This is a genomic window from Nitrosomonas sp. (assembly GCF_040256045.1).
In the GTDB taxonomy this organism is placed as follows: domain Bacteria; phylum Pseudomonadota; class Gammaproteobacteria; order Burkholderiales; family Nitrosomonadaceae; genus Nitrosomonas.
Map to the genome: position 1 here is coordinate 1 of NZ_JBDZWD010000021.1, position 15,233 is coordinate 15,233.

Sequence of the window (15,233 nt, forward strand, 5' to 3'; positions counted from 1 at the left end):
GTCAAACCTCGGTGAGTCCCCCGGCAAAGCCGGGGGCTTACCTCTATGAGTTATGAAAGCATCAGCTGTCGTAACTCATTTTTCTCTTCCGGAGTAAGTGATACAAGCGGCCTGCTATGCAATTCCACCATTCTCGATCTTCGGCGCATCTCTCGCAAACGCTCCATTCCCCCAGTAAATTCAGCATCAATATTCCAGTTTTCATCTTTTACATGCACATCCCGGGCGATCTTTTCCAGTAAAATACGATAAGGGGTCTGATCGAAATGTAACAGAATCGCCACTGGATCCAACTCTCCCTCCAAAGAACGAACAGCGGCCTTCAGGAAATCCACCAATGCAACCAGCAATACTTTTTCCTCACTCTGCTCATCATTTGCCGCAAGAAGATCCGTATCTAATTTATTCGCATAATCCGGAGCATGCAGCAAAATCTGGATCAGTCTGCGGTATGGCGTTACGGATAACGGTCTGGAAACTTCAGGGTGAGGTGTAGAAAATCGATTTTTCTTTCCAGTTTTCAGAAACGTAACCAACTGGTTCTGACCCACCCCGGTTAGCTCGGATATACGCTTCATCAGCATGAATCCAAATACAGGAGCATTGATCTGCGCCAATAACGGCCCTGCCTGTTGAACCAATCGAGCACGACCTTCACTTGTACTAAGATTCACACGACCGGATAATTCATTACAAAAGAATACCGACAGGGGTTGAGCCTTCTCCAATAATCCTTCAAATGCAACCCGTCCGTATCTGCGAATATAACTGTCCGGATCTTCCTTATCCGGTAGAAACAAAAACTTGATGTCTTTTCCATCCTTGAGTTGTGACAGGCTGGTTTCCAGCGCACGCCATGCAGCCTTGGTCCCTGCTTCATCACCATCAAAACAAAAAACCACCTCATCCGTATGGCGTAAAAGGTTCTGAACATGCACAGCCGTCGTTGCAGTACCCAAAGTAGCCACCACATTTTCAATACCATTTTGTACCAGCATCACGACGTCCATATAACCTTCGACCACGATTGCCCGCGCAGATTTCCGAATTGCCGGGCTAGCGGATGCCAGGTTATAAAGCTCACGCCCTTTGACAAACAAAGAGGTTTCTGGTGAATTCAGATATTTTGGCTCACCCCCGCCTAATGCTCGTCCCCCGAACCCTACTATCTTTTTTTTACGATCAAGAATAGGAAACATGATCCGATGTCGAAAGCGATCATAGTTTTTCTTGCCATCATGTGTAACAACTAAACCTGCTTGTACCAGTGAATGACTGGAATCATCAGCAGGATAATCCGCAAAAATTCCGGCAAGATTCTGCCAACCGGGAGGCGCATATCCTATTCCAAAATTTAGCGCGGTTCGCCCTGATATTCCTCGCTCTTTCAAATAAGCAATTGCCTGCTCGGATTGTTTGAGCTGCCCCCGATAAAACTTTGCTGCTCGCTCCATTCGTTCGTATAAATCTGCCAAAGGCGGAGTAGCTTCAACTTCTTTACCGATTTTTACCTTATCCGGTAAAGCTCTGCCTGAATTAGGCAATTTTGGATAAATATCTACCTGGTCTGGAATTTGCATACCTGCGTGTGTCGCAAGACTCTCGATTGCTTCGACAAAGCTGATTCCGCTATGTTCCATCAAAAAGTTGATGGCATTCCCGTGTCTGCCGCAACCAAAGCAATGGTAAAACTGTTTAGATGAATTTACTGTAAAAGAAGGGGTTTTTTCGTTATGAAAGGGGCAGCACGCTGTGAAATTTGCGCCCGCTTTCTTAAGTTGAAGATGGCGTGCAACCACATCGACAATGTCGATACGATCCAGTAATTCCTGAATAAACGATTGTGCAATCATTTACCAGCAAAAATTGCCCCGATAAAAGACTATCTGAAATTATTTCTCACAGTGTCTGCCAGAAAATCAGACAGTACAAACTAGCCTGTGATTTTTGCTTTAACCAGTAAAGATACCTTCGCCATATCTGCCCGACCTGCAAGTTTCGGTTTAAGCAGTGCCATGACTTCTCCAATTTTAGGAGACCTGTTTTCCCCAATAGATGCAATTACCTCGCTGATTATGGCATCCAGCTCAGGATCACTCAGCGCCGCAGGCATATAAACTTGCAGAACTCCTGCTTCAAACCTTTCGATATCTGCCAAATCCTGGCGCTGTGCTGCCTCATATTGCGTGATGGAGTCGCGACGCTGTTTGAGCATTTTTTCGATCACGGCAACCACGGCAGCATCATCCAAATCAATCCGCTCGTCAACTTCCTTCTGCTTTAAAGCAGCTTGCAGCAAACGTAATGCGTCACGACGCTTTACATCCCCTGCACGCATGGCCGATTTCATATCTTCGGTTATTTTTTGCCTTAAATTCATGAAATAACGAGGTAGATACCCGAAAAACAGGAGGAATTAATACAGCTTGGGGGGTAACATCTGACTACGCAGTCGTTTGTAGGTACGTTTCACTGCGGCGGCATGCTTGCGCTTACGCACAGCCGTGGGCTTTTCATAAAATTCCCGGGCGCGTAATTCAGTTAGTAAACCGGTTTTCTCAATAGAACGCTTAAAGCGCCGCATCGCGATTTCAAATGGTTCGTTTTCCTTGACTTTAACAGTAGTCATAAAGTAATAATTCCTTTCGGTCTCCTTTGATTGCTTTATATATTACAAAGCAATTCTTTATCAAATTGCTCTGCAGTCGAAACTAAGTTATAAACTAAGCCTGCCAATGGCCTGTTGCGGAAATGCTATAGCTAATAACTGGCCAATTTTTCCCGGGACCAGCCCCTTATATTCGGTCTCGAAAAATCCCGCTAGTTTAGCATCAATCATTTTTTTTCAAAAGAAAGTTTGACCACCACGAATAAATCTTCCTTGGAAGAAAATTACAGAATGCGCGTATTAGGTATTGAAACTTCATGTGATGAGACAGGTGTAGCGCTTTATGATACCTGCCAAGGGTTACTCGGCCATACCCTCTATTCCCAGGTTGATATGCATCGCGAATATGGTGGTGTCGTGCCGGAGCTCGCTTCACGCGACCATATCCGCCGCATCTTGCCCCTTATCAGACAATTATTCGGACAATTGGATACTTCGCTGGAATCTGTTGATGCTATCGCCTGTACCCAGGGTCCGGGGCTTGCAGGAGCACTGCTGACCGGAGCAAGTTTCAGCAGTGCTCTGGCTTTTGCACGCAATATACCCATCTTGAACATCCACCATCTTGAAGGACATCTGCTCTCCCCGCTCTTATCCGATCCGACACCTGATTTTCCGTTCGTGGCACTACTGGTATCCGGAGGGCACACACAACTGATGCTGGTAGATGGAATCGGGCAGTACCGGTTATTGGGAGAAACCGTGGATGATGCGGCTGGAGAAGCGTTTGACAAAACCGCAAAATTACTTGACCTCGACTACCCCGGCGGAAAACTGCTTGCGGAACTGGCCACACAAGGCCGGGCAGGACGATTCAAACTCCCGCGTCCCATGCTGAACAGCAATGATCTAAATTTCAGTTTCAGCGGATTGAAAACAGCTGCGGCTCTGCTGATCGGCAAGCATGAGATGAACAGTCAGACACGCGCCGATATCGCATTTGCCTTTGAAGACGCAATTACCGATGTACTGGTAAAAAAATCGATAACCGCTCTGAATATCACCGGATTGAAACAACTAGTCGTAGCAGGCGGTGTAGGCGCAAACAGCCGATTACGTCAGAAGCTATTGCACCACCTGTCCGGGGCTGGCATCACCGTTTTCTTTCCAGCGCTGGAATTTTGTACCGATAACGGCGCAATGATCGCACTGGCCGGTGCATTACGTTTACAGCAGTTCGATAGGTGCCTTGGATCGGGCAGCTTTACCATCAAAGCTCGCTGGAATCTGGAAGATTTATAAAGATAATGACCAGCCACTAACTGCTCTTACCTATCCTCGCCTCCTTACCGGCAATTAGATTAGCAATATTCAGCCGGTGCTTCAATATCAGAAGAACGGATATGATTGACACAGTCATTATCAGAATTCCTTTCTCCAGCAGGAAGTATGCATATAATGGTGCAAGCAAAGCCGACAGCAAAGCTGACAATGAAGAAATACGTGAAACCAGCGCGACGACCATCCAAGTCGAAATAGTAAGAACACCCAGCCAAGGGTTTAATCCCAACAGTATGCCTGCCGATGTGGCAACACCTTTACCTCCCTTAAATGCAAGAAAGATCGGAAATAAATGTCCCAGGAAGACAGCAAGAGCAGCACCCGCAATCACTTCATCACCCAACTCCCCAACTTCACCAACATATTTTGCTGCTGCGACCGCCACCCAGCCCTTACCTGCATCTCCCAGCAAAGTCACAGCAGCCGCGGCTTTTTTGCCAGTCCGCAATACATTGGTTGCTCCAGGATTGCGGGAACCGTAGCTGCGCGGATCCGGGAGCTTGAACAGCCAGCTTGCAACCACGGCAAAAGAAATCGAGCCCAGCAAGTAAGCAGAAAAAATCAGCACTACTGTAATCATCAAAATTTTGATATCCCGATAAATAAATTAAAATTGCGCAGCCCGTGCATCACTTCATAATCCCACGCTAACCCGGAACCGCTCCATGGATATCATTTTTCTCAAAGAATTCAGAATCAAAACTTTGATCGGTATTTATCCGTGGGAAAGGAAAGTTCCGCAAACCATTGAATTAAATATCGAGATTGCTCTGCCTTCCCGCCAAGCTGGCAAGAGTGATCGCATCGAAGATGCACTGGATTACTCTCGAGTCGTTCACAGAATCAGCGCTATTCTCGATCAGCAACATTTTTCCCTGCTTGAAGTACTGACAGAAAACATTGCGCAAATGATCCTAATCGAATTTGGTTCCCCCCGGGTAAAAATCAGTGCGGCAAAACTGGATGTCATTCCGGGAGTGAAACAGCTGGGTGTCTGCATCGAACGCAGCCGGCCGTAATGATCTCCCTTCCTGGATTATTTTTCTGCCTCACGATATCTGCTTATTACGGTAACGCGTAGGATCCGGAATATTCGCCGCCTTAAAACCAGCCCGTCGAATATGGCATGCATCACACTGACCGCAAGCATACCCGGCTTCACCCGCCTGATAACAGGAAACTGTCAGGCCGTAGTCTATCCCGAGTTCCATACCACATTGGATGATTTCACGCTTGGGCAAATCAATCAAAGGAGCATGCACTGTCAGTGTCATCCCTTCTCTTCCTGCCTTTGTGGCCAGATTGGCCATTTCTTCAAAAGCATCGATATAGTCCCGCCGGCAATCAGGGTATCCCGAGTAATCGACAGCCGTTACACCAATAAAAATATCGTGGCTGCCCAGCACTTCTGCCCAAGCCAGAGCCAGTGACAACATAATGGTGTTACGAGCCGGAACATACGTCACCGGTATGCCAGTACTGGTACCATGCAGTGGTACAGTAGCGGAAAGATCGGTTAACGCAGAACTGGCCAGAACAGCCAGATCCAGTTTGAGAAACTGATGATCACTGACCTGCAGGGATTGACCGATTCGAGCTGCTGCAGCCAGTTCGGCAACATGGCGCTGGCCATAATCGATACTGAGTGCATAGCAGGCAAACCCACTCTGCCGGGCAATAGCAAGCGCTGTGGCGGAATCCATCCCACCAGACAAGAGTACAACTGCTTTTTTCATGAATCTGACCGTCCTGCCATTTCACCTTCCGACACATTCCCCCCAGAGCAACTTATGTAACTGCAACTGTAAGCGAACTGGTAACTGATCCTGTAGAATCCAGGTAGCAAGATCTGTCGGAACAAGCTGATCATAAGCTGGAGAAAATAAAACCGGACAAATTGCATCCAGCTTCAATTCCAAGAGTTTCTGCCTGGCCCAGTCGTAATCCGCCCGATCACACAACACAAACTTGATCTCATCGTGAGAAGTCAGATAAGCGAGATTATTCCAGTGATTTTTCTCCACTTCCCCGGAGCCTGGTGTTTTGATATCCACAATTCTCGATACACGCGCATCAACCTGTGCAATATCCAATGCCCCACTGGTTTCGAGAGATACGGAATACCCTTGATCACATAATGCTGCAAGTAACACCAGGCTGTCAGCCTGTGCTAGCGGTTCTCCTCCCGTAACAGTGACATAGCGCGGAGAGAATGAAGCTATTTCGCCCATGATTTCGCTGATACTCATACTTTTTCCACCAGAAAATGCATAACCGGTATCGCAGTACCCGCAACGTAATGGACAACCGGTCAGGCGCACAAATACCGTAGGCAGCCCCATCCGGCTGGTTTCCCCCTGAAGCGAGTAGAAAATTTCCGTAATTCGTAGCATCCGTGACCCTGACGGAACAGAAACCTTCCTCTATTGTTGCAGAGGAAAATTTAAAGAAGTGGAGTAAATCGGGTATATTCTGGCAATACTACTCGACCAAAATTTATTTCAGAGTTCCCAAGCGTTGCTTGGCTTTTGTTGCTGCCTCAGTACCAGGATAACTGGCGATGAGTTTTTCCAGTGTTTTTCTGGCAGCTGCCTTCTGGCCCATTTCAGCCTGACTGCTTGCCATATTGAGAAGCCCATCCGCTACTTTGGAGCTATCAGGGTAAGTTTCGATCAACCGTTGCTGAGCATTAACCGCTTTGTCAAAATCCCGGAGTGCATAGTACGCATTACCAACCCAATACGCAGCAGAAGGAGCAAGAGCAGATTGCGGATATTGTGCAAGAAAACTCTCAAAACCGGTTACAGCCCCTGAATAATCACCGTTCTTGATCAATGCATAAGCCGCATCATAACGATTGCGCTGTGCTGTATCCGGCAATTGGAGAACAGCAACAGTTTTCCCGGAAGCTGGAATTTTTATATCCTTCGGATCAGCAGCGAGTTGTTCCGATGACAAGGAAGATATTCTGGAATCCGGTGCAGCAGTCCCGGCTGTATCAGGCTCAATCTGACGCAGACGGTTATCGAGATCCAGGTAGAAATCCTTTTGCTGTTTGCGCAACGACCGGTTTTCATCTTCCAGCACCTCTATCTGTCCTCTCAGCTTTCCCATTTCTTCCTTGAGGTTCTCTGCCTGAGTATGCAGCTCAATCAAAGCCTGCCCCATGAGAACCTCCTCGGTGCGTTGCATGCGCGCTTCCATTTCCAGTACTTTTGTACGTAATACCTCTAACTGTTCGCGTGTTTCAGAATCACCGAACAGTGCAGCCTGCGCGACATTACAACTCAACAAAAATAATAGCAGGAAAGCGCGCAAAAACATCAATACTCTCCCTGATAGAGAATATCCGTACGCCGGTTCTCAGCCCAGGAAGATTCGTCATCTCCCAATGTACGCGGTTTTTCTTCACCCAAACTGACAGCTTCAACCTGCTGATCCCGAGCACCGGACAATAACAGGATATCCCTCACGCTGTTTGCACGACGTTGTCCAAGTGCAAGGTTATACTCCCGGCTCCCGCGTTCATCGGTATTACCTTGCAGCAATACCTGTGCATTAGTGTTATCACGTAAATAAGCCGCGTGTGCAAGAACCAGATCGCGGTACTCACTCTTTACCGTGTAGCTGTCAAAATCAAAGTAAACACTGCGACGGGACAGTATATTGCCGGGATCCTGCAGAGGATTCATCCCAAAGCCGTCCGATCCTGTACCACCACGCGTGCCTTCGCCTTCCCTGCTGCTATAAGAATGATCCTCGACATCAGAAGTTTGTTGGGCATTATCGCTAGCGCAAGCTGACAACAGGCAAATCACCAGTACCGCAAAGATTTTTCTCATTTCTCACCATAAATTAATAATTGAACCACGCCTTGTGAGGGTTGTTCCTCACATCACCGCTGTTTCAGCAAGGGTCCCCAAGCTGCTTCCCGAATATCACCTGCTTCTTGAGAAAGCCGGCTTCGCGCCTGACCATCGCTTGAAACGATGGATAATATACCACGTCCACTTATTTCAGTTGTGTACAGAATCATACGGTTATTGGGGGAAAAACTGGGAGATTCATCAAAATTGGAATCCGTCAGCAACTGCATCTGACGCGTCGACAAATCCTGAACTGCAACACTGAACCGGCCAGCATTCCTGTGAATATAAACAAACCGTTTTCCGTCCGGGCTGTAATGCGGACTAACGTTGTAATCTCCTTCAAAGGTCATCCTCTCGGCAGCACCTCCAGATACCGGCATACGATATATTTGCGGGCTTCCTCCTCTGTCGGAGGTAAACATCAGCCACTTACCATCTGGTGAGAAACTGGGTTCCGTATCGATACCCGGGCTTTGTGAAACTCGCTGCAACCCGCTGCCATCCGTATTGACCAGATAAATCTGCGATCCACCATGCAATGTTAGAACCACAGCCAGTTTGCTGCCATCAGGCGACCAGGCCGGAGCACTGTTACTTCCCTTGAAATTCGCCACTGCTTTACGTTCACGGGTTGCCAGCGTCTGCACATAGACCACCGGTTTTTTCTTCTCAAAAGAGGTATAAGCAATTCTGCCACCATCAGGCGACCAGGCCGGAGAGATGATTGGCTCGGTATATTCGATCAGCGGGCGGGCGTTGAATCCATCATAATCCGACACCTGCAATGCATACCGACTCCCCTGTTTTCTGACAAAAGCGATTCGGGTACTAAAGGCACCCAGCTCACCTGTCAACGTCTCATACACAATATCTGCAATCCGATGTGCAAAAGTCCGTAATTGTTCGGTTGTGACAGTACTACTAAAACCGGCCAGTTGAGTCTGTTTGACGACATCCATCAAACGGAAGCGAATATCTATCCGGCCATCCGACAGCAGCAAAGTACTGCCAACGACCAGTACACTTGCACCGCGGCCCTGCCAATCGATATACCTGATCTGCTCAGGTTCTTCCGAGGTCAATCCCAAGGTATCGACCAGTTTAAACAGCCCGGTACGCTTCAGATCATCCGATACAATCGACGAAATATTCTGGGGAAGTCCCCTTTCTCCGTTAAACGGAGCGATGGCAATCGGAATTTTGTTAGTTCCGCCACCAAAAATTTCGATATCGAGTGCAGCTTGTAAAGATGTATTCATCCATAACAACAGAAATACACCAATGCAACATAAGAAATTACGCATACGAATCACCATAACATGTTGTAAAGCAAGCCAGAAACTACTCACGATAATAAACCTTGAGATCTAAATTACGGAATGCATTGAATAATCCCGGATCTGGAGGTAATGGCAATGGCTTGGCCAGATAGATCGCTCTTTCCACCGCCTCATCAAACGCAGTATAGCCACTCGATTTGCGCAAAATCACTGTCAGGACATCACCTCCCGGCAAAAGGGTCACCGTAAACTCAACAGCAGGATTCCCCGGGAGATCAGGTGGCATGATGATACGGCTGCGAATCTTTGCCTTGATCATTTCTCTATATTTTTCGATTTCACCCTCCGCCCTGGCTCGCTCTGCTTTTGCTGCCGCGACTTCGTGCTCACGCTGCTGTGCCTGTTTTTGTGCTTCAATCTGCTGTCGAACATCCTCCTTTTTCTCGGTTTTCTGTTCGACCTTTTTGACCGGCTCAGATTTCTTTACCTCTTCCTTGGGTACGGGCTTTTCCACTGGCTTTTGGGGGAGCTCCTTTTTCGGTATTTCTTTTTTCACCGGTTCCGGCTTTTTTGCTTCTTCTTTAGGCTGTAGTTTTTCCGTTTTGTCCTTGAGCGCAATATCAGGTTTACGCACAGGGGGAGGCGCAGCCTTGATCACCGGCTGAGGCTGAGCTTTTTGTTGTGGTTGCGGTTTAACTTTGACTGGTTCAGGTTTGGGAATCGCCTTAGCAACAGAGGGTGCAGATTCGACTGGGCGTCGGGGCAGCTCGGCCCAAAGATCGACGGACATCGTTTCAGATACTTCATTCTTCCAGTTCAGACCAAATACCAGCAAAATCAGGAAAGCTGCATGCACTAGCAGAGCAAACAATGCCGCACGCAGCTTTCCCGGTTCACTATTATCTCCGGGCAACCGGACCATTGCGTAATTACACCCTAACAGTTATTTTGATTTGGTTAATAACCCGATTTTCCGGATTTGTTGCTGTTGCAGCAGATCCATTACCTGAATCACCTCTTCATAACGGACATTTTTATCTGCTGCAATAACAACAGGCTGATCAATATTTTGTGCCTGTCTACCCTTGACCAGCTCAACCAGCTGGTTACGATCGACCTGCTGCTCCTCACCCGTACTGGCACGATCACGTAACGTGAGGTTTCCGTTTGCGGCAATCGTAACTTCCAAAGGTTCCGCAGGGGGTGCTGAGGATTTACCGATTTCAGGCAACTCAATCTGACTGGGCTGGATGAGTGGAGCCGTAATCATAAAAATGATAAGCAGCACCAGCATGACATCAATATACGGCACGACATTGATCTCATTCATCAACCGACGTTTACTGCGACGCTGGATCATGAGAAATTTGCCATATCCCGAGGTTTAGCCACACGACGCTGCAGAACGTTGGATACTTCCTCTATGAAGCTCTCGTAGCGAGTAGCCAGCTGGGCTGTATCACTGGCATAACGGTTATAAGCAATCACGGCCGGAATTGCCGCAAAAAGCCCCATTGCCGTCGCAATTAATGCTTCAGCAATACCCGGTGCAACATGCGCAATGGTAGCCTGGCCAACATTGGATAACTCACGAAATGCATTCATGATGCCCCATACTGTTCCAAACAACCCTACATACGGGCTTACCGACCCCACGGTAGCCAAAAATGATAGATGTGATTCAAGTCTATCCATTTCCCGCTGATAAACAGCCCTCATTGCGCCGCGCGTACTGTCCATCATAGGTCCAATATCGATACCCGGCTGATATTTGGTAAATTCACGAAATCCAGCTTCAAAAATCCGTTCCATACTCCCCAAGGCATGGCGTGCGCCAGCCGCTCGCTGATAAAGGGCATTCAAATCTGAGCCACGCCAGAAAATGTTCTCAAATTCATCAGTCTGTTTAATTTCCTGACGAAGGGTAAATAACTTCCTGAAAATAAACCACCAGGAAACAAACGAGGCCAGCAGCAGCAGCAACATAACCAGTTGAACCGGGAGGCTCGCACCGCTGACAAGATGAAAAAATGACAAATCTTGGGTGATTACTTTACTCATAATGGTTGTTTCTCGATTTTTTGGCGAAGAGGTGCCGGAATACTGATTGGTTTCAACGTTTCCGCTCCGACACACACTGCATGAACGGTCGCGCTGGCAAGTGTACCCTGTTCACGCAAAATCTGCTGCTGCAACGTTATCCGGCTTCTGCCAATGTCTACCACCTGCACGGTTATATCCAGCAAATTGTCCAGTACGGCTGGTTTGAAATACTCGATACTAAGCGAGCGAATCAAAAAAATCATTTTATGCGACCGAATCATGGTATCCACCGTGAACCCCAGTTCGCGCAACCACTCGTAGCGGGCACGCTCCAAGAAATTGAGGTAGGACGCGTGATATACGACGCCCCCCGCATCAGTATCCTGATAATAGATGCGTACGGGATGAACAAAAACGGCTTCCATTTCTATAAAAATACTCTTCAGAAATAATTGAATGTATACGGATGTTACTGGCTTTTAATCCGAATCAAATAAACTCGGCGCTATAGTTTGATGTGAAGGAATGATATCGAAATGCTGATAGGTCATACTCGTTGCCATGCGACCGCGAGGAGTACGTTGCAGGAATCCCTGCTGAATGAGGTATGGTTCCAGCACCTCCTCGATCGTGTCACGCTCTTCATTGATGGCTGCAGCAAGATTATCCACACCCACCGGCCCGCCACCAAATTTTTCCAGTACTGCCAGTAATAACTTTCTGTCCAGCACATCCAGACCTGTGGCATCAACGTCCAGCATTTGCAACGCAGTATCGGCCACCTGGCGATTGATACACCCGTTTGCCCGGACTTCAGCAAAATCACGTACTCTGCGCAACAAACGATTGGCTATACGCGGGGTGCCCCGCGATCTGCATGCAATTTCTCTGGCGCCATCGGCGGTCACCTCGACATTGAGTAACCCGGCAGAACGGGTAACGATCTTGCCAAGCTCATCAGCAGTATAAAACTCCAGACGGGAAACGATTCCAAAGCGATCTCTCAGCGGATTGGTCAACATGCCTGCGCGTGTGGTGGCCCCCACCAGAGTGAAACTCGGCAGATCAATCTTGACTGATCTTGCTGCCGCCCCTTCGCCAATCATGATATCGAGCTGATAATCCTCCATTGCCGGATACAAAATTTCCTCGACAACAGGCGAAAGCCTGTGAATCTCATCGATAAACAATACGTCATTGGCTTCCAGATTAGTCAGCAAAGCAGCCAGATCACCTGCACGTTCCAGCACCGGCCCGGAAGTCTGGCGCAAGTTCACCCCCATTTCGCGAGCGACAATATGGGCAAGTGTCGTTTTGCCTAACCCTGGCGGGCCAAACAACAGCACGTGATCCAGTGCTTCCTGCCTTAACCTGGCCGCTTCAATGAAAATTTTCAACTGCTCGCGAATTTTCTCCTGACCAACGTAGTCATCCAGTTGAACAGGGCGAAGCGCACGTTCTATGACTTCTTCCTGGGAAGAAAATGGGGAAGCAGTAATGATTCGATCCGATTCAATCATTTAGAACCAGCCAAGATACTATTTTGCTTTCGATAAAAGCCTGAGTGACTGCATGATGCCGTCAGATACCGTCATATCTTCGGACAGTTGCCCGAGTGCCCAGCTAGCTTCGCGGTCATTATAGCCCAGTGCGGATAGCGCGTTGAGAATGTCTTTATGAGTATTTGAGGCCATCGCTGTTCCTGTTTCAGGCAGAGTTATCGTGGGGCTGATTTTATCGCGCAACTCGAGCAACAAACGCTCTGCAGTTTTTTTTCCAATACCCGGAATTCGGGTCAGACGAATACTGTCCTGTGACACCACGATCTGATGTAAGTCATTGACACTCAAACCAGACAAAATCGCCAAACCTGTTCTTGCACCAATACCGGAAATTTTTGTAAGCTGGCGAAACAGCACCCGCTCCGCCTCTGTCATAAACCCAAACAATAAATGCGCATCCTCGCGCACCCAGAAATGGGTATGGAGCGTCACCTGTTCGCCAATACCAGGCAACCCGCAGAAGGTGCTCATCGGCACGTCGATTTCATAACCGATGCCATTTACATCCACCAGTACAAGCGGAGGATGTTTCTCCAGCAACAACCCGGTAATTCTCCCAATCACAGCTGTCTGCTCCGTTTAGAGCGATTACGGGTACTCAGGGCCAGCAGACCAGTTCCGGCGTGGGCATGACAAATGGCACATGCCAGCGCATCGGCTGCATCCGGTCGCGGTCGTTCTCCAAGCCCCAACAACCGCATCACCATTTCCTGCACCTGTTCTTTACGGGCGTGACCATTCCCTACCACTGCCTGCTTGACTTGCAAGGCAGTATATTCATACACGGAAAGCTCATGAAGAACTGCTGCACTGATCGCAGCACCGCGTGCCTGGCCGAGCAACAGTGTTGATTTGGGGTTGATGTTGACAAAAACCTGTTCTACAGCAACCTGCTCCGGTTTATGCTGCAGAATAATTTCATTCAGTCCATCAAGAATAGTCTTCAAACGGTCTGGCAAACTGGATTCTCCAGTTACTACACAGCCGCTGCCAATATAAACCAGCTGCCCCCCAATTTTTTCAACAATACCAAAACCTGTTATACGCAAACCAGGATCGATTCCCAGTATGCGAATACCTTTAACGGTATGTAATAACAAGATCAAGTATCCAGGATGACCGAAGTATAAACATCCTGCACATCATCGATATCTTCCAGGGCATCGAGCAATTTCTGCATTCTGACTGCATCATCTCCCTGCAGCAAGACTTCGTTTTCAGGTTTCCAGGTTACCTCTGCCAGTTCAGCCTTAAAGCCAGCTTTTTCCAGCATATCTCTGACTGATACAAATGTATCAGGACCGGTAATTACCTCCAGACTGCCATCATCATTACTGATAACATCTTCTGCACCCGCTTCGAGCGCAATTTCCAGAAGCTGTGCTTCACTAACTCCCGGTGCGAACAACAACTGGCCGCAATGTTTGAACAAATACGCTACCGAACCATCAGTTCCCAGGTTACCGCCATGTTTGGTAAAAGCATGACGGACTGCGGCAACCGTTCGCGTACGGTTATCCGTCATACAATCGACCATAACCGCTGCCCCGGATATTCCGTACCCCTCGTAACGAATTTCTTCATAGTTGACCCCTTCAAGCTCGCCACAACCACGCTTGATCGCACGCTCAACGTTATCTTTCGGCATGTTATGCCCGAAAGCCTTATCCATTGCCAGCCTTAACCGGGGATTACTGTTGGGATCTCCACCGCCCAAGCGGGCAGCTACTGTAATTTCCTTGATCAGACGAGTAAAAATCTTTCCGCGTTTCGCATCCTGCGCGGCCTTTTTATGCTTGATGTTAGCCCATTTACTATGACCAGCCATTGACTTCCTTCAACCATTAAAAGTGAGAATGCTACCACTCCTGTAATATTGTATAAAGTACTAGGATTCGGGGAAGTTCCAAATCCTGATTAGGGTTCTATCTTATTTACACGAACTTACCCGAATAGTTCTAAAAGAGTTGAAACACCCGATTACTTCCGGCAACTCACTATCTCATTCGCGGATTATGGAAGCGTTCAATGTAATTGAATAATCCACTTTGGCCCTATCCATCCTCCAGTATGTCTCGCGGTTCGCCCGCTTTCATTTCAGCAAGCCAAAAAACCCTTCATTTGCAGCATTATCTCCGTAGTGAACCATCAAGAACTTATCGATCAAATCGTAAGCTTCTCTATCAAATAATTGCGTCGGTGGGATATTCCCCAGGGATTCATGGCGGCGGTTTTCGTTGTATTGCCTACATCACATAAAATGACTCGATCTCAAAGAGTTACTCAACGGATTGGTTTTATTGTTTTCTGACTGCTTTGGTATGTGCCCATTTGTGCAATTGTTGTTCAGATAACCCACGAACTGACATGGGGTTAGTTAGTTCAGGCTGAAATGGAGCCGAATCTCATTGTAGTGTGGACTCCACAGGCGAGCACTGCTACTTGCGACCTGGATGCCTTTCCTACCCAGGAATACGCACAACAGCGTGATCCGAAGCGTTGCATTGGTTGAACCATTGGCTCGTCCTTC

General features: G+C 47.9%; 19 protein-coding genes. 2 read left to right on the forward strand and 17 right to left on the reverse strand.

Going from position 1 to position 15,233, the window contains the following annotated elements; translation table 11 throughout:
* Window positions 1–50: 50 nt before the first annotated feature.
* From dnaG to rpsU, 3 genes are all read right to left on the reverse strand, one after another.
* Window positions 51–1,853, reverse strand: a complete 1,803-nt coding sequence (gene dnaG, locus ABUL11_RS05595; protein WP_350282881.1) for a DNA primase — start codon at window positions 1,851–1,853, stop codon at window positions 51–53.
* Between the two features lie 80 nt (window positions 1,854–1,933).
* Window positions 1,934–2,380, reverse strand: coding sequence for a GatB/YqeY domain-containing protein (locus tag ABUL11_RS05600; RefSeq protein ID WP_350282882.1), 447 nt, complete (start codon window positions 2,378–2,380; stop codon window positions 1,934–1,936).
* A gap of 36 nt (window positions 2,381–2,416) precedes the next feature.
* The gene (rpsU, locus tag ABUL11_RS05605; RefSeq protein ID WP_011110871.1) at window positions 2,417–2,629 is read right to left on the reverse strand and encodes a 30S ribosomal protein S21; all 213 of its coding nucleotides are present in this window, start codon (window positions 2,627–2,629) and stop codon (window positions 2,417–2,419) included.
* Window positions 2,630–2,899: 270 nt separating this feature from the next.
* Between rpsU and tsaD the strand changes: the two genes are divergently transcribed.
* A complete protein-coding gene (tsaD, locus tag ABUL11_RS05610) occupies window positions 2,900–3,910 on the forward strand; it encodes a tRNA (adenosine(37)-N6)-threonylcarbamoyltransferase complex transferase subunit TsaD (RefSeq protein WP_350282883.1) in 1,011 nt (336 codons plus the stop codon).
* Between the two features lie 16 nt (window positions 3,911–3,926).
* Here the strand turns inward: tsaD and plsY are convergent, their stop codons facing one another.
* Window positions 3,927–4,529, reverse strand: a complete 603-nt coding sequence (plsY, locus tag ABUL11_RS05615; RefSeq protein ID WP_350282915.1) for a glycerol-3-phosphate 1-O-acyltransferase PlsY — start codon at window positions 4,527–4,529, stop codon at window positions 3,927–3,929.
* An 85-nt stretch (window positions 4,530–4,614) separates the two neighbouring features.
* Between plsY and ABUL11_RS05620 the strand changes: the two genes are divergently transcribed.
* A complete protein-coding gene (locus tag ABUL11_RS05620) occupies window positions 4,615–4,968 on the forward strand; it encodes a dihydroneopterin aldolase (RefSeq protein ID WP_350282884.1) in 354 nt (117 codons plus the stop codon).
* A 30-nt stretch (window positions 4,969–4,998) separates the two neighbouring features.
* On the opposite strand, the gene queC is transcribed toward ABUL11_RS05620, so the two are convergent.
* The 13 genes from queC to ABUL11_RS05685 all read right to left on the reverse strand — a co-directional run bounded on the left by queC (window position 4,999) and on the right by ABUL11_RS05685 (window position 14,531).
* A complete protein-coding gene (gene queC, locus ABUL11_RS05625; protein ID WP_350282885.1) occupies window positions 4,999–5,685 on the reverse strand; it encodes a 7-cyano-7-deazaguanine synthase QueC in 687 nt (228 codons plus the stop codon).
* 21 nt (window positions 5,686–5,706) lie between these two features.
* Window positions 5,707–6,342 (reverse strand): 7-carboxy-7-deazaguanine synthase QueE, encoded by a 636-nt coding sequence (gene queE, locus ABUL11_RS05630; RefSeq protein WP_350282886.1) that lies wholly within the window; start codon window positions 6,340–6,342, stop codon window positions 5,707–5,709.
* Window positions 6,343–6,445: 103 nt separating this feature from the next.
* A complete protein-coding gene (ybgF, locus tag ABUL11_RS05635) occupies window positions 6,446–7,273 on the reverse strand; it encodes a tol-pal system protein YbgF (protein ID WP_350282887.1) in 828 nt (275 codons plus the stop codon).
* A complete protein-coding gene (gene pal / locus ABUL11_RS05640; protein ID WP_350282888.1) occupies window positions 7,273–7,791 on the reverse strand; it encodes a peptidoglycan-associated lipoprotein Pal in 519 nt (172 codons plus the stop codon). The genes ybgF and pal overlap by 1 nt, the downstream gene beginning before the upstream one ends.
* 53 nt (window positions 7,792–7,844) lie before the next feature.
* On the reverse strand, window positions 7,845–9,122 hold the full coding sequence (tolB, locus tag ABUL11_RS05645; RefSeq protein WP_350282889.1) for a Tol-Pal system beta propeller repeat protein TolB: 1,278 nt from the start codon (window positions 9,120–9,122) through the stop codon (window positions 7,845–7,847).
* A 37-nt stretch (window positions 9,123–9,159) separates the two neighbouring features.
* Window positions 9,160–10,020 (reverse strand): cell envelope integrity protein TolA, encoded by an 861-nt coding sequence (tolA, locus tag ABUL11_RS05650; protein ID WP_350282890.1) that lies wholly within the window; start codon window positions 10,018–10,020, stop codon window positions 9,160–9,162.
* Between the two features lie 21 nt (window positions 10,021–10,041).
* Complete coding sequence (gene tolR, locus ABUL11_RS05655; RefSeq protein WP_350282891.1) at window positions 10,042–10,458, reverse strand: protein TolR; 417 nt, start codon at window positions 10,456–10,458, stop codon at window positions 10,042–10,044.
* The gene (tolQ, locus tag ABUL11_RS05660; protein WP_350282892.1) at window positions 10,455–11,159 is read right to left on the reverse strand and encodes a protein TolQ; all 705 of its coding nucleotides are present in this window, start codon (window positions 11,157–11,159) and stop codon (window positions 10,455–10,457) included. Before tolQ ends, tolR begins: the two co-directional genes overlap by 4 nt.
* Window positions 11,156–11,566, reverse strand: a complete 411-nt coding sequence (ybgC, locus tag ABUL11_RS05665; protein ID WP_350282893.1) for a tol-pal system-associated acyl-CoA thioesterase — start codon at window positions 11,564–11,566, stop codon at window positions 11,156–11,158. Before ybgC ends, tolQ begins: the two co-directional genes overlap by 4 nt.
* Before the next feature lie 54 nt (window positions 11,567–11,620).
* Complete coding sequence (ruvB, locus tag ABUL11_RS05670; protein WP_350282894.1) at window positions 11,621–12,661, reverse strand: Holliday junction branch migration DNA helicase RuvB; 1,041 nt, start codon at window positions 12,659–12,661, stop codon at window positions 11,621–11,623.
* Window positions 12,662–12,679: 18 nt separating this feature from the next.
* Window positions 12,680–13,267, reverse strand: a complete 588-nt coding sequence (gene ruvA, locus ABUL11_RS05675; protein ID WP_350282895.1) for a Holliday junction branch migration protein RuvA — start codon at window positions 13,265–13,267, stop codon at window positions 12,680–12,682.
* Window positions 13,264–13,803 carry a crossover junction endodeoxyribonuclease RuvC gene (gene ruvC / locus ABUL11_RS05680; protein WP_396956599.1) on the reverse strand — a complete coding sequence of 180 codons (540 nt, stop codon included), beginning with the start codon at window positions 13,801–13,803 and terminating at the stop codon, window positions 13,264–13,266. The genes ruvA and ruvC overlap by 4 nt, the downstream gene beginning before the upstream one ends.
* 2 nt (window positions 13,804–13,805) lie before the next feature.
* Window positions 13,806–14,531: a YebC/PmpR family DNA-binding transcriptional regulator gene (locus tag ABUL11_RS05685; RefSeq protein ID WP_350282897.1), complete on the reverse strand. Its 726-nt coding sequence runs from the start codon at window positions 14,529–14,531 to the stop codon at window positions 13,806–13,808.
* Between the last annotated feature and the right edge of the window lie 702 nt (window positions 14,532–15,233).

What these genes read in the sequence shown, in the direction of transcription:
- dnaG (WP_350282881.1), bottom strand. Translation starts at nt 1,853, where the DNA reads ATGATTGCACAATCGTTTATTCAGGAATTACTGGATCGTATCGACATT.
- ABUL11_RS05600 (WP_350282882.1), bottom strand. Translation starts at nt 2,380, where the DNA reads ATGAATTTAAGGCAAAAAATAACCGAAGATATGAAATCGGCCATGCGT.
- rpsU (WP_011110871.1), bottom strand. Translation starts at nt 2,629, where the DNA reads ATGACTACTGTTAAAGTCAAGGAAAACGAACCATTTGAAATCGCGATG.
- tsaD (WP_350282883.1), top strand. Translation starts at nt 2,900, where the DNA reads ATGCGCGTATTAGGTATTGAAACTTCATGTGATGAGACAGGTGTAGCG.
- plsY (WP_350282915.1), bottom strand. Translation starts at nt 4,529, where the DNA reads ATGATTACAGTAGTGCTGATTTTTTCTGCTTACTTGCTGGGCTCGATT.
- ABUL11_RS05620 (WP_350282884.1), top strand. Translation starts at nt 4,615, where the DNA reads ATGGATATCATTTTTCTCAAAGAATTCAGAATCAAAACTTTGATCGGT.
- queC (WP_350282885.1), bottom strand. Translation starts at nt 5,685, where the DNA reads ATGAAAAAAGCAGTTGTACTCTTGTCTGGTGGGATGGATTCCGCCACA.
- queE (WP_350282886.1), bottom strand. Translation starts at nt 6,342, where the DNA reads ATGCTACGAATTACGGAAATTTTCTACTCGCTTCAGGGGGAAACCAGC.
- ybgF (WP_350282887.1), bottom strand. Translation starts at nt 7,273, where the DNA reads ATGTTTTTGCGCGCTTTCCTGCTATTATTTTTGTTGAGTTGTAATGTC.
- pal (WP_350282888.1), bottom strand. Translation starts at nt 7,791, where the DNA reads ATGAGAAAAATCTTTGCGGTACTGGTGATTTGCCTGTTGTCAGCTTGC.
- tolB (WP_350282889.1), bottom strand. Translation starts at nt 9,122, where the DNA reads ATGCGTAATTTCTTATGTTGCATTGGTGTATTTCTGTTGTTATGGATG.
- tolA (WP_350282890.1), bottom strand. Translation starts at nt 10,020, where the DNA reads ATGGTCCGGTTGCCCGGAGATAATAGTGAACCGGGAAAGCTGCGTGCG.
- tolR (WP_350282891.1), bottom strand. Translation starts at nt 10,458, where the DNA reads ATGATCCAGCGTCGCAGTAAACGTCGGTTGATGAATGAGATCAATGTC.
- tolQ (WP_350282892.1), bottom strand. Translation starts at nt 11,159, where the DNA reads ATGAGTAAAGTAATCACCCAAGATTTGTCATTTTTTCATCTTGTCAGC.
- ybgC (WP_350282893.1), bottom strand. Translation starts at nt 11,566, where the DNA reads ATGGAAGCCGTTTTTGTTCATCCCGTACGCATCTATTATCAGGATACT.
- ruvB (WP_350282894.1), bottom strand. Translation starts at nt 12,661, where the DNA reads ATGATTGAATCGGATCGAATCATTACTGCTTCCCCATTTTCTTCCCAG.
- ABUL11_RS05685 (WP_350282897.1), bottom strand. Translation starts at nt 14,531, where the DNA reads ATGGCTGGTCATAGTAAATGGGCTAACATCAAGCATAAAAAGGCCGCG.